We start from the raw sequence: 23,674 nt of genomic DNA on the forward strand, positions 1-23,674 counted from the left end.
CATCGAAAGCGAAACCGCTGGCTTGAGTTGCATTCGAATCTCGATTAACGTTGACGTTAACGTCAAAAAATATGAGGAGGCTGACGATGAATGGAATTGTGACTGAAATCGCCGATCGGGTGGGCATTTCCCCGGAGCAGGCGGAGAAGGCGCTCGGCATGATGCTCGGCTTCCTGCAGCGCGAGGCTGCTGACGGCCCTGTCGCCCGGATGATCGAGGCCATCCCCGGCGGCGCCGATCTCGTCGCCCAGTTCAATGGCGCGGGTGCCGGCGGCGGCGGTCTGCTCGGCGGGCTGATGAGCTCGCTCGGCGGCGGCGGCATCATGGGGCTCGGCCAGCAGCTTATGGGCGAGGGCCTCGGCATGGGCGAGATCACCTCGCTCGCCAAGGAGACCATTGCGATCGCCAAGCAATATGCCGGCGAAGAGGTCGTCGACGAAGTCGTCGCCTCCGTCCCCGGCCTCAGCCAGTTCGTCTAAACGACGACAGAAGGGCAAAAGTCCCGCGGCGCCGCTGCGGGGCTTTACTTTTGTCGCTCCCTGAAGCTCTCAAGATGGACGAACTGCATGACCATCTGGCGCCCGCCGCAGCAGATCAGGGTGAAGGTGATCGGCCTTGCCTGGCGAGAGAACCGCTTGCTCGCCGCGGAAGTGGAAGATGACAGTGGCCGCATCAAAGGTGTCCGGCCGCTCGGCGGCTCGATCGAATTCGGCGAGACGCGCGAACAGGCCCTGCACCGCGAAATCCGGGAGGAGCTCGGCACGGAAATCCGTCGGCCCCTGGCATGTTCTCGAAAATATCTTCGAACACCATGGTTCGATCGGCCACGAATTCATCTTCGCCGCCGATGTCGAACTGGCCGATCAAGGCCTCTACGAGCGCGACGAGATCCGCTATTGCGAACTGGACGAAACGGCGGCGACGGCGCGCTGGTTCGGCCGCGACATGCTGCGTGACGCCGGGCTCGATCTCTATCCGACGGGCCTCGAGACGGTTCTCTCGCGATGGCGTGATTGAGCCTTAGTGACGTTTCGAATCTGCTCGCCAAACTTTGATCGCCCGTACTCGCTCCAGAGGGAACAAGGGAGTAGAATTGCTGTTTCTGCCGCATCGTTGACATCAGAAGGAACAGCATCATGCGCAGGTTCATTGCAGCAACGTCGATCGCTCTCCTCAGCCTTTCCGCCCCGGTGCTTGCCCAATCGAACATGGGCATGGATGCTAGCGGCCGCATCGACGGCACGCCGCCGCTCGGCACCGCACCAGGCGCCGAGCCGCAAACCGGTCTGGTCATCCCGCTCGACTCCATCGAAACCGGCAGCGTCGACAACGGCGCTCCGAGCGGCCGCGTCGACTGGGCGCGCTGCCCGCCGCGCAAGGCCCGCGGCGCGCTTGCCACGCAGGGCGGCAACAGCGGCGCCTCCGTCAGCCCGGCATGCCGCGAAGGTCAATGATCCAGGCACGCCCTATTTGCCGTTCTGGCTGTCGCGGTGCAGGATGACCCCGAGTTCGTGCCATTTGCGTCCGTCGCGCTCGATGAGCTCGTCGGCGCAGGTGGGACCCATACTGCCCGGCGCGTAAGCTTCGGGCGTGCTCGGATCCTTGCTCCAGATGTCAAGGAAGGGCTGCACCGCCGCCCAGCCGGCCTCGATGCCGTCGGCGCGCTGGAACAGCGTCTGGTCGCCGATGAAGAGGTCATAGAGCAGCGATTCATATCCGGTCGTCTTGCCGATATCGAACTTGTCGGCATAGCGGAAATCGAGCGACACGGGCGTCGTATCGACCGAAAGCCCCGGTGACTTGATTGAGATTTCCATGCTCAAACCCTCGTCCGGCTGTACCTGGATCACCAGCCGGTTCGGCGGCAGGCGGCGATTGACCTCGGTCTCGCGAAACTGCGCGAATGGCACCGGCTGGAAGGTGATGACGATCTCGGTGTCGCGTGCCGTCAGTGCCTTGCCGGTTCGCAAATAGAAAGGGACGCCGGCCCAGCGCCAGGTATCGGCATAAAGCTTCAGCGCCACATAGGTCTCGGTCCGGCTGTCGGGCGAAACATCCTTGCTGTCGCGATAGGCGGGAAGATCGACGCCGTTGAGCGGGCCGGCCGCATAGGCGCCGCGCACGCCATGCCTCTTTGCTTCCTCGGGCGTATAGATGCGCAGTGCCTTCAGCACCTTGCTCTTCTCGTTGCGGATCGCTTCGGCATCGAAGCTGTTCGGCGGCTCCATGGCAATCATCGCCAAGAGCTGGAAGAGATGGTTCGGCACCATGTCGCGCAGCGCCCCCGTGGCATCGTAGAATTTGCCGCGGCTGCCGACATCGACGATCTCGGCGGCGGTGATCTGCACGTGGTCGATATAGCGGCTGTTCCACAGGGACTCGATGATCATGTTGGCGAAACGCGCCGTCATCAGGTTCTGCACCGTCTCCTTGCCGAGGAAATGGTCGAGCCGGTAGACTTGGCTTTCGCCGATCTGGGCGAGGATTTGGGAATTGAGCGCCCGCGCAGAGGCGAGATCGGTGCCGAACGGCTTCTCGATCGCGACGCGGCGGAAGACGCCCTCGCTTTCATCGGTGAGCCCATGGGCGGCAAGCTTCTCGACGATGGTGCCGAAGAAGGATGGCGGCACCGCGAGATAGAAGGCGGCATTGGCGTTCGGCCCCAGCCGCTTGCCGATTTCGAAAAAGATGTCATCCTTGGTAAAATCGCCCGACATATAGGAAATGCGCCGGCGCAGGCTCTCCCAGGCTTGGTCCTTGACCGTCTGCTCGTCTCCGTTCAGATGATTGAGGAAGGCATCGAGCCGCCCGCGCAGGAATTCGTCGTCGCCCGCTTCGATGCCGATGCCGAGAATGCTGAGGTCCTCACCAACGAGGCCCTGGCGCGTCAGGTTGATGATCGCCGGCACCAGGAGGCGGCGCGTCAGGTCGCCCGTGGCGCCGAAGATGACAAGGGTGACCGGCGGGGTAGGGGCAGCGTGCATTGTGTGTCGTCTCCGATTTTGCCGCCGACTATACTGCCTGCCGGTTTCGCGGCAACATAAGTGGCGAGATGTAACGCCCATTTGACACACTGGGGCGGCGGGAGTGCCGAGAGCCGGTGAGTTGCAGCGGGCGTGGCGATGTCAAGGTTGGCGCTCAGCCAAGCAGCCTCAACCCATGCTCAGTTGCGGACTAGCGAAGCATAAAACCAGTCGATGAAGACGCGGACGATTGGCGTCGCCTGAGCCTCGGATCGGCAGGCCACATAGACCGCGTCATTGGCCGGAACCGTAAGATCGAATGGCGCGACCAGCTCGCCCCGTGCAATCATGTGCGCGGTGGTGATGTTGTCGCCGAGCGCAATGCCATGACCGTACATGGCGGCCTCGATAGACAGGCGCGCGTCGCTCATCATGTGCTGGCGCGCCGGCATCGCAACGCCGGCTGCGGTGAGCCAGGTGTTCCACTCATTGCCGCGATCGGCATGCAGGAGCATGTGGTCGCGCAGATCGCGCAGGGAACGCAACGGCCGCCTGTTCATGAGGGCCGGGCTGGCGACGGGGAAGAGCTCCATCCGGCTCCAGAGGCGCGACCAACAATTGGGCCAGTTGCCGCCGCCGTAGAGAATGCACAGGTCGACATTCGGGGAACTCAGATTTTTCGGGTCATTCGAGGCGCGCAGGTCGAGTTGGATATCGGGGTATTGATCGGTGAACTCCTGCAGCCGTGGCATCAGCCAGAGCGACAGCACCGCCGCAACACAGGTTATCCGCAGCGTGCCGCCGGTCGCCGGCCGGGTCATCGCGGCTTTCGCTGCTGCGATCTCCGAAAATGCGTTGGAGACGACCGGCATCAGCAACGCGCCCTGGCTGGTCAGCTTCAACCATTTGCCGCCGCGCTCAAACAGGCGCACGCCGAGCGATTCCTCCAAGGTGCGTATCTGATGGCTGATCGCGCCGTGGGTGACATTCAACTCGCGGCCTGCGGCGGAAACCGATCCATGGCGAGCAGTGGCCTCAAACGCGCGCAGCGGGTTGAGGGGCGGCAGACGGCTGGACATGAGACAACGACCTGTGAGAAAAAATCGCATGAAACTGTAGATTAATATCAATTGATTTTCCAGCGAGCTTGCCGTTCAATCACTGAAGAAGCCATCGGCCTCTGCGGCAGAGCTGCAGCCGAGGACCGATTTGCCATCCTGATCGCAGCATCGTCATCCTCAAGAAGGCCGTCATGTCCTGGAATGAAACCAAGCTTTCCGAACTCCGAACCAGATATGGCGACAGCCACGGCGGTGAATTGCACCATCCGGAGTTCCGCAAGGTAGCGGAGAAGATTTTTAACAAGAGCGGCACCCGGCTCGCGCCCTATTCGGGAATCCCGACATTCCTCTCCGCCCCGCTGATGCAGGTCGACAACGAGAATCCGGATTTCGGTGATCTGCAGGTGGCGATCCTCGGCGTGCCCATGGATCTTGGCGTGACGAACCGCCCGGGCTCGCGCTTTGGACCGCGCGCGTTGCGAGCCATTGAGCGCATCGGTCCTTACAACCATGTGCTCGGCTGCGCGCCGGTTCAGGAACTGCGCGTGGCAGACATTGGCGACGTAGCGTTTCAGAGCCGCTACCGGCTGGAATTGTCACATGAGGATATCGAAAAACGCGTCGCGCAGATCGTTGCCGCAGGGGTGCTGCCGCTCTCGGTAGGCGGCGACCACTCGATCACCCATCCGATTCTGAGGGCTGTCGGCAAGGAGCGGCCAGTCGGTATGATCCATATCGACGCCCATTGCGACACCGGCGGTGCTTACGACCTGACCAAGTTCCACCACGGCGGACCGTTCCGCAACGCCGTGCTCGACGGCGTGCTCGACCCGACGCGCGTGATTCAGATCGGCATTCGCGGCTCGGCTGAATATCTCTGGGAGTTTTCTTACGCCTCGGGCATGACGGTGATCCATGCCGAGGAGATCTCGGCAATGGGCATCCCTGCAATCATCGAAAAGGCGAAGGCCGTCATCGGCGATGGGCCGACCTATCTTTCCTTCGACATCGACAGCCTCGATCCTTCCTTCGCGCCGGGCACCGGCACGCCGGAGATTGGCGGCTTCACCACCCGCGAGGCGCTGGAGCTCATCCGCGGCTTCAAGGGCGTGAACCTGGTCGGCGGCGATGTCGTCGAGGTCGCGCCCCAGTATGACGCTACCACCAACACAGCCCATGCCGGCGCGCAGATGCTGTTCGAAATATTGAGCCTGATGGCGTTCAGCCCGGCAATCCGCCGTACCGCGTGACGGGCCTGGCCGCAGCACAAGGCCAGGAACGACAAGAAGGCCGCAAAGGCCTCGAATACATTGAAAGAGGGAAGCGGCGTGCCGCATCGGTTAGGAGAAAGACGATGACGAAATTGACAATGAACCGCCGCACCGTGCTCGGCGTCGGAATAGGTGCTGGTGTTGCCATGTTGGCGATGCCCAATGTGCTGCGCGCTCAGGACAAGTCGCTGAAGGTCGGTGTTTATGGCGGCTACTTCAAGGACTCGTTCGACAAGAACATCTTTCCAGAGTTCACCAAGGCGACCGGCATCGCGGTCGAATCCGTCGCAGAGCCGACCGGCGAGGCCTGGCTGGTGCAGATGCAGCAGGCAGCCCAGGCGGGCCAGGCGCCGGCTGACGTTTCGATGATGTCGCAGGTGTCGATGCGCAAGGGCCAGGCCACAGAGCTCTGGGCTCCGCTCGATCTCGCGAAGATCAAGAATTCCAGCAACCTGCTTGAGCGCTTCATCAACAAATACCCGGATGGCCGCGTCGCCGGCATCGGCGCGGTCTCATGGTTCATCACCCTGGTCACCAACACAGACGTCTACAAGGAAGCGCCGACCAGCTGGACAGCGTTGTGGGACCCGGCCAATGCCGACAAGCTCGGTCTGCTGGCGCTCGTGTCCAACTCCTTCCTGCTCGACGTGACGGCAAAGACCTATTTCGGCGGCGCCCAGGCGCTCGACACTGAGGAGAGCATCCTCAAGGTCTTCGCCAAGCTGGCCGAGCTGAAGCCGAATGTCCGACTGTGGTATCGCGACGAGGCGCAGTTCGAACAGGCGCTGAAGTCGGGTGAAATCCCGATGGGACAGTATTATCACGACGTGACCGGCCTCGCCGCCGCGGACGGCCAGCCCGTTCGCTCGACCTTCCCGAAGGAGGGCGGCATTCAGGACGCAGGTTCGTGGGCGCTGTCGAAGGCGTCGAAGAAGACGGAAGAGGCGCATATCTTCATCGACTATATGTGTCAGCCTTCGATCCAGGCCGTGCTGTCACGCAAGGTGGGCACGTCGCCAACGGTCAAGCGCGAAACGACCGATCTGAACGAGAAGGAATTTGCGGCGGTTTCCTCCGACATCGAACCGATCATTCCACACTACGACATGTACCTCTCCAAGGCCGACTGGCTGAACGAGAAGTGGACGGAAATGATCGCCAGCTGACGCTCATCGTGCTTTCGCGAGGCCCCGTTCAGGGGCCTGCCTTTCGGTCGGGAAGAGGCATATGTCGGGACTCACGCTTCAGAATATCGTCAAGGACTTCAACGTCATTCGCGCCGTCGACAATGTCGACCTGACGGTGCCGCACGGGGCATTCGTCTGTCTGCTCGGCCCCTCCGGCTGCGGCAAGACGACCTTGTTGCGCATGATCGCAGGTCTCGATCTGCCGACCTCGGGCCGCATCACGCTCAACGGGAAAGACATCACCAGGACGCCGACGCACCAGCGCGAGCTTGGCATGGTGTTCCAGTCGCTGGCGCTGTTCCCGCACCTGACGGTAGGCGAGAATATCGCCTATCCACTGCGCATTCGCGGCCGTCCCAAGGACGAGCAGGCGAAGCGCGTCGAAGAGCTGCTGGCGATGATTTATTTGCCGGGCTACGCTGACCGCTCCGTGTCGAAACTTTCCGGCGGCCAGAGGCAACGCGTCGCAATCGCAAGGGCACTGGCGATTTCGCCGAAACTGTTTCTGCTCGACGAGCCGCTGTCAGCGCTTGATGCCAAGCTGCGCGAAGCCATGCAGGTGGAGCTTCGCCAGCTTCATCAGCGGCTCGGCATCACCACGATCGCCGTCACGCACGACCAGCGCGAGGCGATGACCATGGCCGATAAGGTCGTGGTCATGAACGGCGGTCAGATACGCCAGGCGGCGTCGCCGACCGAAATTTATCGCAGGCCGGCAGACAGCTTCGTCGCGGATTTCATTGGCCAGACAAATCTGGTCGAAGCCAGGCGGGAGGGCGGCGCAGTCATCATATTGGGGCAGCCGGTCGCAGCCCTGTCGCTGTCGGCAGGTATCGAGCGCGCCACGCTTTCGATCCGGCCGGAAGACGTGCGCCTGGGGCCGCCCGAGGCCGGCGCATTGACGGGCGAGGTCACCTTCGTGCGCGATCTCGGCGGCGTCGTCGAAACCTTTGTCAATGTCGGCGGTCAGCAGTTCATTGCGGTCTCGACGCCGCGCGAGCGCCCTGACGTGGCGGTGGGCCAGAGGGTGGGCATTGCGCTGACCGACAAGGATTGCGTGGTGCTCGAGCAATGAGACGCGAACCTCCGCAGACGCTCGGCGACTATGCCCCGCTTGCTTTCCCGGCGATCATGCTGATAGTCTTCTTCGTCGTGCCTTTCGGCACGATGATTTCCGTCAGCTTCTTCAAACGCCAGCAGGGCGGCTTTTACACGCCTGATTTCGTCTTCGACAATTATATCCGCTTCCTCTCAGCCTTCTTCGGGGGAGTGCTCAGCTTCTCGCTGCTGCTTGCGATCGCGGTGGCCGCGACCTGTGTCGTTCTGGCCCTGCCTTTCACATACCTGCTGATCCGCATGAAGCGGAGCACCCAGGTGGCCTGGCTGGTCGCACTCCTTTCGATCCTGTCTTTGTCTGAGGTAATCATCGGTTTCGCCTGGTCGACGCTGTTTTCGCGCACGGCCGGCATCACCAATCTGTTTGTATGGCTCGGCCTCATGCAGCAGGCAGTCGCCCTGACGCCGAGCATCGGAGCGGTCGTCACAGGCATGGTCTATCAGGCCTTCCCCTACACGGTCCTGGTGCTCTACCCCGCGCTGGTGCGGCTCGATCCGACGCTTTCGGAGGCCGCGCGTACGCTTGGCGCTTCGCCGGTCAAGGCCTTCTTCACCGTCGTCGTGCCTGCGTTGCGCGACACGATTCTCGCCACGCTGATCATGGTCTTCATCTTCGCGCTCGGGTCCTATCTGTTGCCGCAACTGCTCGGCCGCCCGCAGCACTGGACGCTTTCCGTGCACATTACCGACCAGGCTATCTATCAGTCGAACATGCCCTTCGCGGCTGCGATGGCGGTTTTCCTGGTGTTGGTCACACTGGCCCTTGTAGCGCTCACCCTGCTCGTTGGCCGCCGAGGAGGGGCGACTAAATGACCATTCTCCGCAACGTTCTTTTCGGGATTGTCGGACTGTTTCTCGCTCTGCCGCTGATCATTGTCGCCGGCGTCTCGGTCAATGCCAAGCAGAGCCTGACCTTCCCGCCGCAAGGCTTCTCGCTCGGCTGGTATGGCCAGATATTTCTCGACATGGAATGGCGCAACGCGCTGATCGCGTCGCTTGTGCTGGCGCTGTCGTCGGCGGCGCTTGCGGTGCTGATCGCCTTGCCGCTCGCCTGGTTCCTCTGGCGCCGCCACGCTCCCTGGGCCAATATTTTCCAGTTGCTCGGCGTGGCGCCCTTTACCTTGCCGCCGGTTATCACGGCGCTCGGCCTGCTGACTTTCTGGGCCACGACCGGATTTTACGGGCAACCCTGGACGGCGGTGATCGGCCACGCCATTTTCTTCGTCACGCTGCCGCTGGTGACCATTTCGCTCGGCTTTTCGGCGATCGACCGTTCACTGGTGGAGGCCGCCTCGACCTTGGGAGGCGACGACCGTACTGTGTTCCGAACCGTCGTTCTGCCGCTAATTTCGCCGTACATCGTGTCCGGCTACGCTTTTGCCTTTGTGCTGTCGCTCAACGAATACATCGTTGCCTACATGACGGTCGGTTTCACGCTGGAAACGCTGCCGATCAAGATCTTCAATTCGCTGCGATACGGCTACACGCCGACCATGGCGGCGGTGACGATCCTGTTCGTGGCGACCGCAGCGATCGTCTTCAGCCTCGTCGCCCGCTTCGGCGACCTGCCGAAACTGCTTGGCGCGATGACGTCAAACGAACCCTGATCGAAGCAACCAGTCCCCGCCGCGAAACGCCAGGCGATCAGCGGTCCCCTTCCTCCTCAACATCGAAGCACCCGAGATGGACCTAGCGCTAGAACGACGGTTTCCCTGCGTCGCCGACATGGAAAAAGCCGCCCAAAGACGCATGCCGCGTTTCGCTTGGGACTATCTCGCCGGCGGACTCGGGCGCGAAGCTTCCGTTCGGCGCAATCTGGCGGCCATGGAAGAGGTGGTGCTTATGCCGGGCTACCTGACCGACGCCGACGAGCCCGATATCGGCGCAAGCCTGTTCGGTCATCGTTTCGACGCGCCATTTGCCGTCGCGCCGCTTGGGCTGGCCGGCCTTCTGTGGCCCGGGTCGGAGCTCCCGCTGGCACAGGCTGCCAGGCAGCATAACCTACCCTATATCCTCAGCACTTTCGCCAACACCTCGCTTGAGACGATCCGCCCTGCAGGCGGTGATCACACTTGGTTCCAGTTCTATCCACCCAATGATCCCGCCATGGAAGAGGACATGGTGGAGCGGGCGCGCAGAGCGGGCTACGACGTTCTTGTCGTGACTGTCGACATTCCAGCGTCCACGCGGCGCGAGCGCAACATCCGCAATGGTTTGAGCATCCCGCCGGTCTATGACCTTTCGACGATCATGCAGGTGGCGATGCGTCCGTCATGGGCGATGGGCATTCTGCAAAACGGCGCTCCCGACTTTGCCAATCTCTCGCCCTACTACCCGAAGGGCGCGAGCCTTGCCGCAGCGGCCGAATTTGTCGGCAGGGTGATGACGGGTCACGTCACGCGCGAGCGCTTCAAGAAAATCCGAGACGCATGGCCAGGCAAGATCCTGGTCAAGGGTGTGCTTCGCGCCGACGAAGCGGAGGAATATATGTCCTTGGGCGGCGATGGTCTGATCCTCTCCAATCATGGGGGACGCCAACTCGACGCCGCGCCGTCGGCGGCGGAGGTCATCGGTGAAATCCGCGCACGACTTGGCCCCAAGGCCTTGCTTTTCGCAGACGGAGGCGTGCGCTCCGGCCTCGATATCGCCCGGATGCTGGCGCTCGGCGCCGATTTTGTCCTGATCGGCCGGCCATTCCTGTTTGCTTCCGCCGCCATCGGGCGTCGCGGCGGCGATCATTTGATGAACGTCCTGAAAGCCGAACTGAGGGCAACGATGGCGCAGCTGGGCTGCAAGGCAGTGGAGGACTTGCCAGCGTGTCACTGGCGGCCAAAAGCAGGGCGGGCGAAAGCGGAACTTGATCTTGGATGGAGAATTGCGTGACTGAAGCCGTTACCCTGAGCGTCGAAGCCCTGCAAAATCGAGTTGTTGCCATCTTCGAGCGCGCAGGATTGAACAAGGTGCAGGCGGCGGCTTTGGCGCATGTCATCGTGGCCGGAGAACGCGATGCCTGCAAGTCGCACGGAATATACCGCATCGAGGGTGCGCTGCGCACGGTAAAGGCGGGCAAGGTGATGCCTGATGCCGCTCCCGTCGTTGCACCGGATGACGGCAGCGCCATCGTCAGGGTCGATGCGCGGGGCGGTTTCGCCAGCGCGGCGTTTGAACTGGGCGTACCCGCCCTGGCGGAACGCGCCAAGCGGCTTGGCATCGCCGCGATGGTCATCAACGATTGCTCGCACTTCTCGGCCCTGTGGCCCGAGGTCGAGGCGCTGACCGCGCACGGCCTGGCGGCATTGGTGATGTGTCCGAGCTATGCGACGGTTGCCCCATCCGGAGGCAGCAAGCCTCTGCTCGGCACCAATCCACTTGCCTTCGGCTGGCCTCGCAAAGACCAGCCGCCCTACGTGTTCGATTTTGCCACGTCGGTGGCGGCGCGCGGTGAGATCGAACTGCACCGGCGCGCCGGCAAGCAACTGCCGGAGGGTTGGGCGATCGACGCTGACGGCAATCCGACCACTGACCCGGCGGCCGCGCTTGAAGGCGCAATGATGCCTTTTGGCGGCCATAAGGGGTCCGCCATCGCCACCATGATAGAGCTGCTCGCCGGCATCATGATCGGCGATCTCACCAGTCCCGAGGTCTTAGACTACCTCGGCACGACGACCTTGGCGCCCTTCCATGGCGAACTGATCATTGCGATGTCACCCGAAGCCTTTGCCAAGGGCCGCCCCGGCGATCCGTTCGCGCGCGCCGAAGCGCTCTTCGAAACGATCGTCGGGCAAGGCGCGCGGCTTCCGTCGCAGCGCCGCTTCGCCGCGCGCATCAAATCGGAAGCCGAAGGGATCAGCCTCACCGCAGCGGAGATCGCCCAACTGGATGCGCTGTTGGCTGGCGGACTGGCCGCCGTCAAATAAAGCACGTCGTTCGCAGTCGGTCATTTCTTCACCGCTACTATGAAAATCCGTGGGAACCGCAGCAGCACCCGCCCGTCCGACAGCTTCGGATAGGCCTTTTCCACCCGTTCCAGATAATCGGCGAGAAAAGCCTCGCGATGTCTCTCGCCGGCATGGGCGAGATAGGGCATCAGTCCGGTTCCCTTGACCCATTCGACGATCGCCCCCGCATCGGCCATCGGGTGATTGTAGATGGTGTGCCAGATATCCACGCGCGCCGCCTTGGCAATCAGCCTGGAATAATAGGTGGACGGCGGTGCCAGCGGCTGGCGACGCACGCTCTTCGCCTCGAAGGCGGCCTTCCAGGGGCCGGCATGGGCAGTCTCTTCCATCGCCAGATGCGAGGGTTCGCCGAGATTGTCGGGCATCTGCACGGCAAGAACGCCGCCTTCGGAAAGCCCGTCCATTAGCCGCTCGAAAATGTCGAGATGATCGGGCAGCCACTGGAAGACGGCATTGGCAAAGAGCAGATCGGCGGGCTCCGTCGGCTGCCAGCTGCCAAGATCCGCCTCGACAAAGGCTGTGCCCGGCAGCCGCCTGCGGGCCGCCTCCAGCATGTTGATGTCGCTGTCGAGGCCGGAGACGCCGGAAGCCCCATAACGCTCAATGATGAGCTCGGTCGAATTGCCCGGGCCGCAGCCGAGGTCGACGGCGCGGCGAAGGCTCTGCAGCGGTACCTGCGCCAGAAGATCGCGCGCCGGCCGCGTGCGCTCGTCCTCGAACTTCACATATTGGCTGGCGGACCATGCCATGGCGATACCTCCTGATGTCGGGCCACGTCTTTCCTGTGGCGGATGCGGATCGTTTCGATGTTGCGCCGGTAGAGCTCAGTCGCGAACTTCAGAGACGAGGATTTTGTCCACGCGCCTGCCATCGAGATCAATGACCTCGAAGCGCCATCCATCTCTCGTGAAGCTCTCCCCCAATTCCGGCAGATGTTTCAGCTCCTCCAACACCAGGCCGGCCACGGTCTGATATTCGAGATCGTCCTCGAGCTTGAGGTTCAGGAACTCGGCGAATTCGTCGATCGGCGCCCAGCCGGAGACGAGATAGGAACCATCGTCTCGACGCGCGATGGCCTGCTCATCGACCGGTCCCTCCTGCAGCGCGCCCATGATCGCTTCCAGAATGTCGCCTGACGAGACAATCCCTTCGAAATGGCCGTATTCGTCAAATACCAGCACCATGTGAACAGGCGATTTCCTGATCGCCTCGATCACGCTGGTCGCGGTTGCAAGGTCCGAAACGACCGGGACGTCCTGCGTTAGAGCCTGGATATCGGCGCTGCCGTGTTCCGATATCGAATCGTAAAAATCCTTGACCGGCAGGATGCCGATGACCTCGTCGGAACTGCCTTTGCGGACCGGCAGTCGAGACCGCTTCGTCCGGTGCAACTGCGCCCGGATTTCATCGAGACTGTCGTCGATATCGATAATTTCGACGTCCCGCCGCGGCGTCATCAGCGCCCGGGCGGTGCGGTCCGCCAGCCGCATGACGCCTGATATCATCGCCGACTCTTCGCTTTCGATGACGCCCGCCGACTGCGCTTCGGCCAGAACGGTCTTGATCTCCTCGTCAGAGACGTTGTCGCCGGCTTTTCCTGTCTGGCCGAGCAGCCTGAGCATCAGATTTCCCGACGCGTTCAGAAGCCAGACGAGCGGCAGCGCAATTCGTGAAAGCAGCGCCATGGCGGGCGCGACCCTCGCGGCAACCGCTTCCGGTTCCCGCAATGCGATCTGCTTTGGCACAAGTTCGCCGACGATCAGGGAAAGATAGGTGATCGCCACGACGACGGAGCCGACGCCAATGGCGTCAGCGGCCGTCGATGACATTCCCTGCGCCTCCAGCCATGCCGTCAGGCGGCCGCCAAGCGTGGCCCCGGAAAAAGCGCCGGAGAGAACACCGACGAGCGTGATGCCGATCTGAACCGTGGAAAGAAAGCGACCGGGGTTTTCGGCAAGTTTGATGGCTTGAGCTGCACCCTTGCTCCCATTGTCGGAGAGGACCTTCAGGCGGGCTGTTCGAGAAGATACGACAGCCAGCTCAGACATGGCGAGCACACCATTCAGGATGGTGAGAAACGCCACAATTCCAATTTCCAGAAACACAGGGACCCTATTCGTTGAGGTTTTGATGCCGCATAAGGCGAGGCGGCGGAGCTTTCGCAGAGACGCTATATATGCGCATCACCCATCGGCAAAGCTTTCTGTGAGCTCGGCTGGATACGAGGTCAGGCAGACGTCGTCATACCGTCTACGACAGGCGCCGCCATCTTCTGCGGCGGCTTTCCGGTTTGAACGGGCGGAGCTTGTACTGGATGGGTCGCTATCAGGCATGGCGCAATTTTGGCGGTGAAACAGGTCCGGCGCAAGAGGCGCTGGGCGAATTCCTTATAGCGCCTTGATGTGACAGTTTCGAAAAACGGCGGCAAGCATGCCTTCACTCATTCCTGCGTGATGCCGAACGCCGAACGCTCCGGCATCACGCGCTCGAATGTCACGCCGCCAGAATGGTGATCCCATAAGCATTGGCCGCGGCCATCATCCGGGCGATCGTCTCAGGCGAGGGGGCTTTCAGCGGCTCGCTCGTGCCTTCCGTTTCGATGAACTCTGCCATCTCGCGATCGACGACGGCCGAAAAGACAGCCGGAACGGCCCCGCGGTTGGCATAGCCGTGCACCGTGAAAGGCGGGATCGTGACGATGTCGCCAGCACTGGCCTCGATCTCCTCGGGACCACTGTCGGTCAGCCGCCAGATCGTCAAACGGCCCTCGAGAATGCGGAAGACTTCCGGGCTTGCATGCGCGTGTTTCGGCGTCCGGCTGCCGGATGGCACGGTGACGTCGAAGATGTTGAACCAGGTTCCGCGGAGCCGAAGCCGCCGCTCGATCCGTTCGCCGAGCACGAAATATCGCTTCGTGTTTTCGGCAGGCATTTTCACAAACGAGTTGGACATCATGTCTCTTTCTTCTTCTTAACGAGGCTTTTCTTGTAGGTGCCTTCTTGCCGGCGCAGCCGTTAGACCTTTGCGCCGCCTTTGGCAACCGCCCCGTTGCCGGGGCAAGATCGCCGGATGGCTTCGGCACGGATAATGCCTGATGAAGCGTCGCGGCCGATATCGGTGCAGCGGGCCGCTTCCGCAAGGTCCCCGATCCAGGGCGGCCTGCGTGAAAATGACACGGGCCTGCCGCGTTCCGAGGACTCTCCACCTGTAATACCGCCGACACAGAAAGGGCCCATAGAAATGCGGCGGCTGTTCTTGCCCGTTCTAGCCGTCCCTCCGCCACCCGAAAATTTGCCGGAACATCGTTTGGTGTGAAGTTTCGACAGAACCACAGTGGGTACGCCCGCTGCCTTCATGATGAAAATCGCCATCACAAAGTCCTGCGGGTCGGCCGGCGCTATTCCCTCAAGATCGTGTCTCATCAAACACGTCCATGTCCGCGCACCGTCTTGTCACCCGCTCGGACCAAGGTCCTGAATCCAGCGTGTCGATTTCAGCCGATCCTGTTCGATTAAGACGGAGCGCCGTGAGCCAGTCAAAGGAGAGACAAGTATGGCTGCCACTATGTATTCCGGGCAAGTCGAACTACAGTCGCCGCGCTTCAGTGCCGTGCGCACTTTGCAAGCCGTTTGGATGCTGCTGAAACATCAGCGAAGGTACCGCCGAAGCGTGAGCGAACTCTCGCGGTTTAATTCTCGCCTGCTCCGTGACATCGGCTTGGCGCCCCCAGAGTCTCCACTTGAAAGATCGGAGAATGACCTCTCCACCCAGATGATCAGAGTGCTGGAACCAGAAACCGTCCACGATGTCTGACCCCGCTGGTATGAGTGCGTTTGCCTTCAGCTGCGCCGCCGTCGCCCCTCTTCCCGTAGTCGGCGCGTGACAGTGCCGGCGAGACGCAATGCGGCTGTTCGCATATATCCTCTTCTTCGGCTCACATCTAGGATTGATGGGTCGGAGGTCACCTCCGCTAGCTCAAGCGGAGAGATAGAGATCCCAGAAGAATGGCGAGCAAGGAAAGCGAAGCGAACAAAAGGCACGATGAGGCACTGGTCACGCAGAGCAGCAAGCCGCTCTCACCGGAAAGCTTAACTGGCAGCGTTTTTTGCTCTTTCTCGATTCGCGGTATCCAAATGCGACTAGTATCGGCAGCACCATGGAGGAAACGGATGCGCTACCTTTGTCTCTTCTACATCGATCAAACACTTGCTGATGCCGCCAGCAAGGAGGAATGGGCCGAGATCGACCGGCAGTCCTTGGCTTCCAATGAAGAACTCCAACGATCAGGCCACTATCTCGCCTCCAATGCTCTTGCCGACCCAAAGACCGCAAAGACATTGCGCGTTCGGGCCGGCAAGGCAAGTTGGACCGACGGGCCCTTCGCAGAGACCAAAGAGCATCTGGGTGGCTTCCTGCTCATCGAAGCGAAGAACCTTGCCGAGGTAATGGCGATCGCGGTGCGGGACCCGCTCGCTCGGATGGGGGCGATCGAGGTGCGCGAGACCGCCGGCTTTTAGATTCGAGGTGTCCCGGCCAATTCCGGCGGCCATGCGACCGACGTTCTGATTAGGTCACAAGAGTCCTATTCGCTGGATTGTTCACGCTGTTGACGAGACACGCCCTGAAGAGCCGGGTGGAGATCACTGAGGTGGTCGAGAGCAACACGACGCCAGCGGAGGAAAACACTGCGGCTATACCTAGATGTCGAAATTTGTCGGCAAGACAATCATGTCCCGGATTGTAACGTTTCGCGGGCGGGTCAGCATGAAGATGATGGCATCGGAGACCTCTGAGGGCTCGATCAGACTCCCATTGGCTTTTGCCTTCTCAAGGTTTTCCGCGGGCCAATCGGCAAGCAGAGCGGAAACGACCGGGCCGGGCGAGACCTGGCTAACCCTGATCCCGTGGTTTTTCAACTGCCGGCGCATGATCTGGACGAAACTGGTAATCGCCCATTTGGAGCTGGAATAGACCGGCTCCCACTGGATCGGCGCATGGCCGGCTACGGAGCAAGTGACCAAAATGTCCCCGGTCCCGCGCTCGATCATATGCGGAGCGATATCGCGGACGTTCTTCATGACGGCGTTCACGTTCAGATTCAGCATCCGATCGATTGCCGCGGTATCGGTATCGATAAGATCCCCGCCGATGTAGGATCCTGCATTGCAGTGCATGATGTCGAGGTGATCGACCTTTGCCAGGATTTCCGGCACCATGGCCGCACAACTTGCAGCGTCCAGAAGATCGGTGACCTGCATGACTACGGCGTCGCCGAACTCGGCAGCGTATGTTTCAAGCGCCTGTCTGTTGTAGTCGACCATCACGACCTTGGCGCCGGCATCGACCAGGGCACGGGTCGTCGCCAGGCCAATACCGGAAGCTGCGCCGGTTACCGCAGCGATCTTTCCTTCGAGTGATTTAGTCATCGTCTTGTCTCGCCTTTTGATTTTCAGACAGCAAGGAAGCCGCCATCGACTGGCAGGACTGCGCCACTGATCATGGCTGCGTCCTCTGAAATAAGCAGTGCGATCGAGCGCGCGACATCGTCGACCTCTGCAAAGCGCCCCATCGGGTGGCGAACAATCATCGGATTACGTTTGGAAGGCTCGGACCATGCCTTCGCGGCAAGCTCCGTCATGGTAACCGTAGGCGCCACTGCATTGACTCGGATTCCATAGGCGCCGAGTTCCTTGGCCATGACACGTGTCGCGCCTTCCAGTCCCGCCTTCGAAGCGGCGTAAGCCACGTGATCCACGAAACCACGATGTCCGGCGATCGAGGTCACATTCACGATCGTACCGCCGCCGCCGTTTGAAATGCGAGCCCGCGCGAACTCCTGCGCACAAATCAGCGCGGCCCGCAGGTTGATGCCGAGGACCTGCTCATAGCCCTCCTCCGTCATATCGATGACGCTTTCAAGCACGTTGGTTCCCGCGCAATTGATCAGCGCGTCTGCCAGTCCCGCCTTCTTCATGGCGGCGCGTGCTGCTGCATTGTCGGCGAGATTGACTGATATTACCGTCGCGCCGAACTTTGCCGCAAGATCATCCAGATCGGCCTGCGTACGCGACAAGGCTACGATTCGAGCGCCACGGTGGGTGAGCAGTTCAACGCAGGCGCGACCGATACCCTTGCCAGCACCGGTTATGATCACCGTTTTTCCTGTAAAGTCCGACATGGTTGATCCTTCCGATGCCTGTTGCTCAGAACGGGAGTCTTTGCTCGGTTTGCCTGTCGAACACATGAGCCGCGGCAGGATCGACGTCGAGCCGTATCCTGTCGCCCGGCTTCAGCGCGTGGCGCTCGCGAAAGGCGCACAAGACCCGCTTGCCCGCCAATTGGACTGCCAGCAGAATTTCGGCCCCCGTGGGCTCGATCAACTCGACAGTTGCCGGTACGCCCGCATCGCCATTCGACAGTATCCACTGGTCTGGACGTACGCCGTATATAACCTCCTGGCCGTTACTCGCCCGCGTGCCTTGTGGAAGGGGAAGGGCCAACCCGTCAGCGAGCCGCGCTGAGTTCAAGGAGAGATCGATTGTGGCCGGCAGCATGTTCATCGCCGGCGATCCGATGAAGCCGGCGACGAAGATATTTGCCGGCCTGTCGTAAAGCTCTAGTGGCGCACCGATCTGTTCCACCTTGCCGTCGCGAAGCACGACAATGCGGTCCGCCATTGTCATGGCTTCAATCTGGTCATGCGTGACATACACGGAAGTCGCGCCGAGGCGCTGGTGAAGAGTTTTGATTTCCGAACGCATATCTACGCGCAACGCGGCGTCCAGGTTTGACAGCGGCTCGTCGAAAAAGAACGCCTTTGGGCGGCGAACCATCGCACGCCCCATGGCAACACGCTGCCGCTGGCCTCCGGAAAGCGCCTTCGGATATCGGTCGAGATAGGGCGTAAGTCGCAACATCTCGGCAGCCTTGTCGACCTTGGTATTGCGATCCGCAAGATTCTCGCCGCGCAATTTCAGCGCGAAGGCCATGTTTTCCCGAACGGTCATGTGCGGATAGAGCGCGTAGTTCTGGAACACCATCGCCACGTCACGGTCCTTGGCGGCGATGTTGTCGACGCGATTTCCGCCAAGCTTGATCGTGCCGCCGGTGATCTCCTCAAGGCCGGCAAGCGACCGCAGCAGCGTGGATTTGCCGCAACCGGAGGGACCGACCAGCACGACGAACTCACCGTCGGCTATGTCGAACGAGATGTTGCGCAGTGCGTGATAGGAGCCGTAATGCTTGTCGACCTGGTGGAGCTCGATCGTCGCCATGTGTCAATCCTTAGTCAGTTGTGGCGGCTTGGCCGCCGATCATTCGGGACGGGTCCACGGGCAGCTTCACCACCAGGTGTATCCTGCATCCGCCACTGAGATCCAACTTCCGCAGGTACATGCTACCTCCCAAGCTCGATCTGGATCTTCACGGAGGACGGCTTCGGTCGCACGGCGTAATCGAACGCCTCGACAGAATCCTCGAAAGCGTAGGTATCGGTGATCAGCGCGTCGACATTGATCTGGTTCGATCCCAACAGCGCGACGATGCGCGGGTAGACATGGGCGTAGCGGAACACGTGTTCGATGCGCAGCTCCTTGGTCTGGGCGATGACGACATCGAGCGGGACCGGCTTCAGGGGCATGCCGACAAGGACGATGGCGCCGCTGGGGCAACCATGGTGCGCCGTGTCGGCGATCACGTCGGCCGCGCCGGAACATTCGAAGACGACATCGACGCCCCAGCCGTCGGTTTCGCGGGCTATGACACTCTTCAGGTCCTGCGAGCGTACATTGACGGTCATGATGGCAGGGCCGAGCTTGCGCGCCACGGCAAGCTTTTCGTCGACAACATCGGTAACGATAACTCTGGCGCAACCAGCCGACAGCGCCGCGATCGCTGTCACCATGCCGATCGGCCCGGCGCCCGTGACCAGCGCGATCGCACCGGGCGTCAGCCTCGCCTTGGAGACTGCTTGAAAGCCTACAGCCAGCGGCTCGACCATAGCGCCAGCGGCGTAGGAAACGTTGTCCGGAAGCTTAAAGGTGAAGGCCGCCGGGTGGACCACGCTCGGTCTCAGTACGCCATGCACCGGCGGCGTCGCCCAGAAGCGCACCGCGGGATCAAGATTGTAGAGACCCAGCCGCGACGCGCGACTCTGAGGGTCGGGAATGCCGGGCTCCATGCAAACGCGGTCGCCCACTTTCAGGTTCTGGACCGCGCTGCCGACCTCTTCGATGATGCCGGCGGCTTCGTGGCCGAGGATCATCGGCTCGCGCACAACAAACGGGCCGATCGCGCCGTGGGTGTAATAGTGAACGTCCGATCCGCAGACGCCGACGGTCTTGATGGCGATGCGCACGTCGGTGGGACCGAGCGCCTCCTTCGGGTCCAGGTCGCGAATGCGCAGTTCGTCTTTGCGCTCGAGGACGAGTGATCTCATGTCTTCAGCCCTTTCGGATAATGAACACGGCCAGCGCCAGGCAGAGCACCGTCGCCACCCATAGGGGCAACACGCCCTCCAGGAAGCGCATCCAGAGAAGATGCACCAGGATTAGGATCACGACCGAGATGAAGCCCCTGTCGAAGCCGTTGGTTCGGATAGGCAGGAATCCGTCGCGTTGGGTTTTCTGGGGTTGAACGCCAGCCATCATCTTACCCTTTCAATGCGCCGAACGTGAGGCCGGTCACGATGTGCTTCTGGACGAAGCCGAGCACGATGAGGGCCGGGAGCGTGGTCAGGAACGCCATCGCTGCCATCTCGCCCCAGTTCGTTCCGGTCACCGAGACATATTCTGCAAGCGCTGTCGTCACGGTCCTGGCGTGAGCCGACGACGTTAGGGTCGCTGCGAATAGGTACTCGTTCCAGGCGAAAATCCAGGTCAGGATGAAGGTGACGGCCAACCCCGGCCGCGCCAGCGGCAGGATGACGTTGGACAGCACCTGGCCGGTTGTCGCACCATCGACCCGCGCCGCTTCGTCAAGCTCCAGCGGGATCCCATCGAGCATGCCTTTCAAGAGCCAGACGGCGAAGGGCAGGTTGAAGACGCAATAGAGCAGGATTAGGCCAATCTTCGTGTCGAACAGCATGAAATCGCCGAACACGAACCACTTGGTAAACAGCAGGAAGAGCGGCAGCAGAAACACGGCTGGCGGCGCCATGCGGTTGGTGATCAGCCAGAAAAACACGTTGTCACCGCCGCCGATTTTATAACGCGACAGCCCGAACGCCGCGAGCAGGCCGAGCGCGCACACCAGCGCTGCGTTCGATGTCGCCACGATCAGCGAATTCCAGAGATACTGCAGGAAGGTCGAGCTGTTCAGCACCGCCAGGAAATTGTTCCAGTAAAGATCGTCGATGAGGAACGACTTCGAATAAAGCTTCACGCGGGGGCGCATGGAAACGACCAGCATCCACCAGACCGGAAGCAGTGTCAGAATGGTCAGACAGATCCAAAGGACGAAGGACGCTATACCGGAACGTCTCATTGTGCGCCTCCCTTGCGGCCGGTCATGGCAACGAACAGCAGCCAGCTCAGAACGATCGTGACGTATAGCGTCAGCAGCGACATGGCCGCACCGTAGCCGTAATCGGTCTTCGGAAAGACGTTGATCCAGATATGAAGGCCGATGAACCGGGTCGCCTCAGCCGGGCCACCCTTGGTCAGCATCCAGATTTCGTCGACCGAGCGCAATGCGTCCATCAGCCGGATGAAGACGGTTGTCAGCAGCACCGGCTTCAACATCGGAACGATCACGTACCAGAAAATCTGCAGCTTGTTGCCGCCGTCGATCTGCGCCTGTTCGAGCGGTTCTTTCGGCAAGGCGGTCAGTCCCGCCATGAGCGACAGCGTAACGAACGGCGTCCAATGCCACAGGTCCATGATGATCGCCGTGACGAAGGCGTGATAGGCATTAGTCGAGATGTTGTAGTCGATGCCGAACCACAGTTTCAGGTAATAGGGCACGATGCCGAAGCCGGGAACGCAAAGCAGCCGCCAGGTAGCGCCGACTGCAATGGGCGCGACAACGATCGGCAGTGTGTGGATCGTGCGAAAGAACTGCCGGCCCCACAGGCGGTCCGCCATCAGCGCGCGGGCCAGGACGTAGCCTAACAACAGTTCGCTCACAACGACGAAGAATGCGAAGACCAGCGTGCGCGCAAGCGAGTTCAGGAATGTCGTGTCAAAAACGAGGCTGCGATAGTTCTGAAGGCCGGCCCAGCGCAGGGTTGGGTCGACTGCGTTGGTGTTCCAGTCGAAGAAGCCGACATAGAGAATGTAGATAAAGGGGACGAACCCGACGACGAACAGGATTAGCGTGGCTGGTGTTAGAAACAGCCATCCGATGTTGGATTGTCTCATCCTGCGCTCCGTCAGATCGTCCTTGAACTAATTCGCCTGACTACCAGCGTCGCGGGCAGGCCCGAAAACCGCAGTCAGGAAAGGGGCGGCCACCTTGCTGAAGGCGGCCGCCAACCGCTTGGGAGGTGCGGTCTTTTACTTGCGGTAGCCGAGCTTCACGAGTTCAGCCTCAGCTGCGGTGGCGGCTTGGTCCAACGCATCGTCCGGCTTGATCTCACCGACGATCGCTTTGTAGATGAACGGCGCGACTACCTGCAGAACTTGCGCGTGGAACGGGAACGGCGGCGCTCCGGCGAACAGCTTTCCATCCTCACGCATCAGCGTGTAGTAGCCGTTCATCTTCTTGTCCTGATCGACGATCTTGGGATCGTCGTAGGTCGAGTTCATGACGATGCGGGAGCCGGCCAACGCCCAGTCGGTCTGCACTGAAGCCTGACCGATATACTGCAGGAATAGCAGCGACGCGTCCTTGTTCTTGGACGAATGGGGGATGCCGAACGCGCCACCATCGTAATAGCCGATATATCCCTTGCCTGATTCGGCTGCCTCCATGACACCCGCCTCGACCGGAGGCAATGCCACTCCCACCTTGCCGACGACGGTCGACTTGCTTTCGTCGGTAGCGATCCAGGCAGCGTTTTCACCGTAGACGAGACCTTGGGCTGCGCGGCCGGCGGCAAATGTCCCGGCAACCTCGTCCCAAGTGGACGACGTCGATTCCGGCGGCGCGTATTTCAGCAGGCCGATCCAGTAGTTGAGCGCCTTTTTCGCGGCGGCGGAGTTCATCTGGCCGCCATTCGCTTCGGTGGCCGCGAAGGTCGTGCCATCGATGCCCCAGTTGTACACGCCAAAGGTCGGCGCGACCGACTCGAAGAATTCGTAGAAGGCGGCGGGGTGGCTCGACGAGGCCTGTACGGTGGTTCCCCAGAGCTCCTTGTCTGCGCCGTATTCGGTGAAGAACTTGGCGATCTGGGTATACTCTTCATGCGTCGTCGCGGGCTTCAGATCCGCACCGGTGGAATCCTTGTAGGCTTTCTGGATCGCCGGATCATCGAAAAGATCCTTGCGGTAGAGATAAGGCTTGATGAATGCTTCCATGGGAACACCCATGACATTGCCCGACTTCGGATCCCTGAAATAGTTCAGGAAAGTGGTGAAATTCTCCGGCTTGAAGTCCGGCGAAGCGATCTTCGCATTATCGGCGAGCGACTTGGTGATATCGACCAGGAAGTTCCGGGCCAGATACGTATATACGATGTCCTGCTCGATATAGACGAAGTCATAGATGCCGGTATTGGCCTCCATGTCCTTGATCGCCTTGTCGTACATCTGGTCCCAGGATGTCGCCTCGAATTCGACCTTGATGCCGGTCTCTTCGGTGAACTTCGGACCGAGCACCTGCTCGACATATTTCGATGCTGGGGTCGATTCCGAGATGCCCCGGATGGTTGCGCCCTGATAGGGCTGGGCGGCAGTCTTCCACCAGGAATCCTGAGCAAGAGCGGTCGAGCTCCAAAGGCCAAGCGAAATGAAGCCGACGCCCACGGCTTTGACGAAACTGTTCATTGTTCTCCTCCATTTGGATCGCAAAGTCGGTCCGGTCGTGCGTCTAAACTCTCCTCCAAGACGCCCAACGGACCACAATAGTTGTAGAAAGAACGGGTGGACACAAGCGCGGCCGTTGCGCAATACTGATACTCTCATGCGCGAAATACCGAATTTATTCATGGTTTCTTGTGTGCATTGCACAATCTAATAT

At 61.0% G+C, this 23,674-nt stretch carries 24 protein-coding genes and 1 pseudogene; 12 read left to right on the forward strand and 13 right to left on the reverse strand.

What is annotated here, in order from left to right:
- Nucleotides 1-86: 86 nt before the first annotated feature.
- From NMA58_RS04235 to NMA58_RS04245, 3 genes and pseudogenes are all read left to right on the forward strand, one after another.
- Nucleotides 87-479 carry a hypothetical protein gene (locus NMA58_RS04235; protein WP_085780007.1) on the forward strand — a complete coding sequence of 131 codons (393 nt, stop codon included), beginning with the start codon at nt 87-89 and terminating at the stop codon, nt 477-479.
- 87 nt (nt 480-566) lie between these two features.
- Nucleotides 567-1,017: pseudogene (locus tag NMA58_RS04240) on the forward strand (NUDIX hydrolase).
- A gap of 119 nt (nt 1,018-1,136) precedes the next feature.
- Nucleotides 1,137-1,454, forward strand: a complete 318-nt coding sequence (locus tag NMA58_RS04245) for a hypothetical protein (protein ID WP_434712488.1) — start codon at nt 1,137-1,139, stop codon at nt 1,452-1,454.
- A 12-nt stretch (nt 1,455-1,466) separates the two neighbouring features.
- On the opposite strand, the gene zwf is transcribed toward NMA58_RS04245, so the two are convergent.
- Both zwf and NMA58_RS04255 read right to left on the reverse strand, forming a co-directional pair.
- Nucleotides 1,467-2,984, reverse strand: a complete 1,518-nt coding sequence (gene zwf, locus NMA58_RS04250; protein WP_434712490.1) for a glucose-6-phosphate dehydrogenase — start codon at nt 2,982-2,984, stop codon at nt 1,467-1,469.
- A gap of 179 nt (nt 2,985-3,163) precedes the next feature.
- Nucleotides 3,164-4,042, reverse strand: a complete 879-nt coding sequence (locus NMA58_RS04255; protein ID WP_430958740.1) for a LysR substrate-binding domain-containing protein — start codon at nt 4,040-4,042, stop codon at nt 3,164-3,166.
- 173 nt (nt 4,043-4,215) lie between these two features.
- Between NMA58_RS04255 and speB the strand changes: the two genes are divergently transcribed.
- The 7 genes from speB (at nt 4,216) to NMA58_RS04290 (ending at nt 11,515) form a co-directional block, all read left to right on the forward strand.
- Nucleotides 4,216-5,274 carry an agmatinase gene (gene speB, locus NMA58_RS04260; RefSeq protein WP_285193021.1) on the forward strand — a complete coding sequence of 353 codons (1,059 nt, stop codon included), beginning with the start codon at nt 4,216-4,218 and terminating at the stop codon, nt 5,272-5,274.
- Nucleotides 5,275-5,378: 104 nt separating this feature from the next.
- Entirely contained in the window at nt 5,379-6,461 is a 1,083-nt protein-coding gene (locus NMA58_RS04265) for an ABC transporter substrate-binding protein (protein WP_434712492.1), read from the forward strand.
- A 61-nt stretch (nt 6,462-6,522) separates the two neighbouring features.
- Entirely contained in the window at nt 6,523-7,557 is a 1,035-nt protein-coding gene (locus tag NMA58_RS04270; RefSeq protein WP_434712494.1) for an ABC transporter ATP-binding protein, read from the forward strand.
- On the forward strand, nt 7,554-8,411 hold the full coding sequence (locus NMA58_RS04275; protein ID WP_097599895.1) for an ABC transporter permease: 858 nt from the start codon (nt 7,554-7,556) through the stop codon (nt 8,409-8,411). Before NMA58_RS04270 ends, NMA58_RS04275 begins: the two co-directional genes overlap by 4 nt.
- A complete protein-coding gene (locus NMA58_RS04280; RefSeq protein ID WP_434712495.1) occupies nt 8,408-9,205 on the forward strand; it encodes an ABC transporter permease in 798 nt (265 codons plus the stop codon). Before NMA58_RS04275 ends, NMA58_RS04280 begins: the two co-directional genes overlap by 4 nt.
- A gap of 76 nt (nt 9,206-9,281) precedes the next feature.
- On the forward strand, nt 9,282-10,481 hold the full coding sequence (locus NMA58_RS04285) for an alpha-hydroxy acid oxidase (RefSeq protein ID WP_434712496.1): 1,200 nt from the start codon (nt 9,282-9,284) through the stop codon (nt 10,479-10,481).
- A complete protein-coding gene (locus NMA58_RS04290; RefSeq protein WP_434712497.1) occupies nt 10,478-11,515 on the forward strand; it encodes an Ldh family oxidoreductase in 1,038 nt (345 codons plus the stop codon). Before NMA58_RS04285 ends, NMA58_RS04290 begins: the two co-directional genes overlap by 4 nt.
- Before the next feature lie 20 nt (nt 11,516-11,535).
- Here NMA58_RS04290 and tam read toward each other — a convergent pair whose 3' ends face one another.
- From tam to NMA58_RS04305, 3 genes are all read right to left on the reverse strand, one after another.
- Nucleotides 11,536-12,306, reverse strand: a complete 771-nt coding sequence (gene tam, locus NMA58_RS04295) for a trans-aconitate 2-methyltransferase (protein ID WP_434712498.1) — start codon at nt 12,304-12,306, stop codon at nt 11,536-11,538.
- Between the two features lie 75 nt (nt 12,307-12,381).
- Nucleotides 12,382-13,662, reverse strand: a complete 1,281-nt coding sequence (locus tag NMA58_RS04300) for a hemolysin family protein (RefSeq protein WP_434712500.1) — start codon at nt 13,660-13,662, stop codon at nt 12,382-12,384.
- Nucleotides 13,663-14,050: 388 nt separating this feature from the next.
- Nucleotides 14,051-14,512, reverse strand: a complete 462-nt coding sequence (locus NMA58_RS04305) for a cupin domain-containing protein (RefSeq protein ID WP_434712501.1) — start codon at nt 14,510-14,512, stop codon at nt 14,051-14,053.
- Nucleotides 14,513-15,190: 678 nt separating this feature from the next.
- On the opposite strand from NMA58_RS04305, the gene NMA58_RS04310 reads away from it, so the two are divergent.
- Both NMA58_RS04310 and NMA58_RS04315 read left to right on the forward strand, forming a co-directional pair.
- The gene (locus tag NMA58_RS04310; RefSeq protein ID WP_183706352.1) at nt 15,191-15,370 is read left to right on the forward strand and encodes a DUF1127 domain-containing protein; all 180 of its coding nucleotides are present in this window, start codon (nt 15,191-15,193) and stop codon (nt 15,368-15,370) included.
- Nucleotides 15,371-15,726: 356 nt separating this feature from the next.
- Nucleotides 15,727-16,074 carry a YciI family protein gene (locus tag NMA58_RS04315; protein ID WP_183706317.1) on the forward strand — a complete coding sequence of 116 codons (348 nt, stop codon included), beginning with the start codon at nt 15,727-15,729 and terminating at the stop codon, nt 16,072-16,074.
- 180 nt (nt 16,075-16,254) lie between these two features.
- On the opposite strand, the gene NMA58_RS04320 is transcribed toward NMA58_RS04315, so the two are convergent.
- From NMA58_RS04320 to NMA58_RS04355, 8 genes are all read right to left on the reverse strand, one after another.
- A complete protein-coding gene (locus NMA58_RS04320; RefSeq protein WP_097599886.1) occupies nt 16,255-16,983 on the reverse strand; it encodes an SDR family oxidoreductase in 729 nt (242 codons plus the stop codon).
- Between the two features lie 23 nt (nt 16,984-17,006).
- Nucleotides 17,007-17,735, reverse strand: a complete 729-nt coding sequence (locus tag NMA58_RS04325) for an SDR family oxidoreductase (protein ID WP_434713503.1) — start codon at nt 17,733-17,735, stop codon at nt 17,007-17,009.
- Nucleotides 17,736-17,760: 25 nt separating this feature from the next.
- On the reverse strand, nt 17,761-18,831 hold the full coding sequence (locus NMA58_RS04330) for an ABC transporter ATP-binding protein (RefSeq protein WP_434712502.1): 1,071 nt from the start codon (nt 18,829-18,831) through the stop codon (nt 17,761-17,763).
- A gap of 122 nt (nt 18,832-18,953) precedes the next feature.
- Nucleotides 18,954-19,994: an NAD(P)-dependent alcohol dehydrogenase gene (locus tag NMA58_RS04335; RefSeq protein ID WP_434712503.1), complete on the reverse strand. Its 1,041-nt coding sequence runs from the start codon at nt 19,992-19,994 to the stop codon at nt 18,954-18,956.
- 4 nt (nt 19,995-19,998) lie between these two features.
- Nucleotides 19,999-20,202, reverse strand: a complete 204-nt coding sequence (locus NMA58_RS04340) for a DUF2160 family membrane protein (protein WP_207241065.1) — start codon at nt 20,200-20,202, stop codon at nt 19,999-20,001.
- 4 nt (nt 20,203-20,206) lie between these two features.
- A complete protein-coding gene (locus tag NMA58_RS04345; protein WP_085777431.1) occupies nt 20,207-21,040 on the reverse strand; it encodes a carbohydrate ABC transporter permease in 834 nt (277 codons plus the stop codon).
- On the reverse strand, nt 21,037-21,915 hold the full coding sequence (locus NMA58_RS04350) for a carbohydrate ABC transporter permease (RefSeq protein ID WP_085777432.1): 879 nt from the start codon (nt 21,913-21,915) through the stop codon (nt 21,037-21,039). Before NMA58_RS04350 ends, NMA58_RS04345 begins: the two co-directional genes overlap by 4 nt.
- A gap of 135 nt (nt 21,916-22,050) precedes the next feature.
- Nucleotides 22,051-23,481, reverse strand: a complete 1,431-nt coding sequence (locus tag NMA58_RS04355) for an extracellular solute-binding protein (RefSeq protein WP_434712504.1) — start codon at nt 23,479-23,481, stop codon at nt 22,051-22,053.
- Between the last annotated feature and the right edge of the window lie 193 nt (nt 23,482-23,674).

Origin of the sequence: Rhizobium sp. YTUHZ045 (assembly GCF_051124255.1) — a bacterium.
Classification (GTDB): Bacteria; Pseudomonadota; Alphaproteobacteria; order Rhizobiales; family Rhizobiaceae; genus Rhizobium.

Coding starts and splice junctions, on each gene's coding strand:
- NMA58_RS04275 (WP_097599895.1), top strand. CDS start 7,554: ATGAGACGCGAACCTCCGCAGACGCTCGGCGACTATGCCCCGCTTGCT.
- NMA58_RS04340 (WP_207241065.1), bottom strand. CDS start 20,202: ATGGCTGGCGTTCAACCCCAGAAAACCCAACGCGACGGATTCCTGCCT.
- speB (WP_285193021.1), top strand. CDS start 4,216: ATGTCCTGGAATGAAACCAAGCTTTCCGAACTCCGAACCAGATATGGC.
- NMA58_RS04315 (WP_183706317.1), top strand. CDS start 15,727: ATGCGCTACCTTTGTCTCTTCTACATCGATCAAACACTTGCTGATGCC.
- NMA58_RS04280 (WP_434712495.1), top strand. CDS start 8,408: ATGACCATTCTCCGCAACGTTCTTTTCGGGATTGTCGGACTGTTTCTC.
- NMA58_RS04270 (WP_434712494.1), top strand. CDS start 6,523: ATGTCGGGACTCACGCTTCAGAATATCGTCAAGGACTTCAACGTCATT.
- tam (WP_434712498.1), bottom strand. CDS start 12,306: ATGGCATGGTCCGCCAGCCAATATGTGAAGTTCGAGGACGAGCGCACG.
- NMA58_RS04285 (WP_434712496.1), top strand. CDS start 9,282: ATGGACCTAGCGCTAGAACGACGGTTTCCCTGCGTCGCCGACATGGAA.
- NMA58_RS04345 (WP_085777431.1), bottom strand. CDS start 21,040: ATGAGACGTTCCGGTATAGCGTCCTTCGTCCTTTGGATCTGTCTGACC.
- zwf (WP_434712490.1), bottom strand. CDS start 2,984: ATGCACGCTGCCCCTACCCCGCCGGTCACCCTTGTCATCTTCGGCGCC.
- NMA58_RS04335 (WP_434712503.1), bottom strand. CDS start 19,994: ATGAGATCACTCGTCCTCGAGCGCAAAGACGAACTGCGCATTCGCGAC.
- NMA58_RS04325 (WP_434713503.1), bottom strand. CDS start 17,735: ATGTCGGACTTTACAGGAAAAACGGTGATCATAACCGGTGCTGGCAAG.
- NMA58_RS04235 (WP_085780007.1), top strand. CDS start 87: ATGAATGGAATTGTGACTGAAATCGCCGATCGGGTGGGCATTTCCCCG.
- NMA58_RS04350 (WP_085777432.1), bottom strand. CDS start 21,915: ATGAGACAATCCAACATCGGATGGCTGTTTCTAACACCAGCCACGCTA.
- NMA58_RS04305 (WP_434712501.1), bottom strand. CDS start 14,512: ATGATGTCCAACTCGTTTGTGAAAATGCCTGCCGAAAACACGAAGCGA.
- NMA58_RS04255 (WP_430958740.1), bottom strand. CDS start 4,042: ATGTCCAGCCGTCTGCCGCCCCTCAACCCGCTGCGCGCGTTTGAGGCC.
- NMA58_RS04320 (WP_097599886.1), bottom strand. CDS start 16,983: ATGACTAAATCACTCGAAGGAAAGATCGCTGCGGTAACCGGCGCAGCT.
- NMA58_RS04330 (WP_434712502.1), bottom strand. CDS start 18,831: ATGGCGACGATCGAGCTCCACCAGGTCGACAAGCATTACGGCTCCTAT.
- NMA58_RS04265 (WP_434712492.1), top strand. CDS start 5,379: ATGACGAAATTGACAATGAACCGCCGCACCGTGCTCGGCGTCGGAATA.
- NMA58_RS04310 (WP_183706352.1), top strand. CDS start 15,191: ATGCTGCTGAAACATCAGCGAAGGTACCGCCGAAGCGTGAGCGAACTC.
- NMA58_RS04245 (WP_434712488.1), top strand. CDS start 1,137: ATGCGCAGGTTCATTGCAGCAACGTCGATCGCTCTCCTCAGCCTTTCC.
- NMA58_RS04355 (WP_434712504.1), bottom strand. CDS start 23,481: ATGAACAGTTTCGTCAAAGCCGTGGGCGTCGGCTTCATTTCGCTTGGC.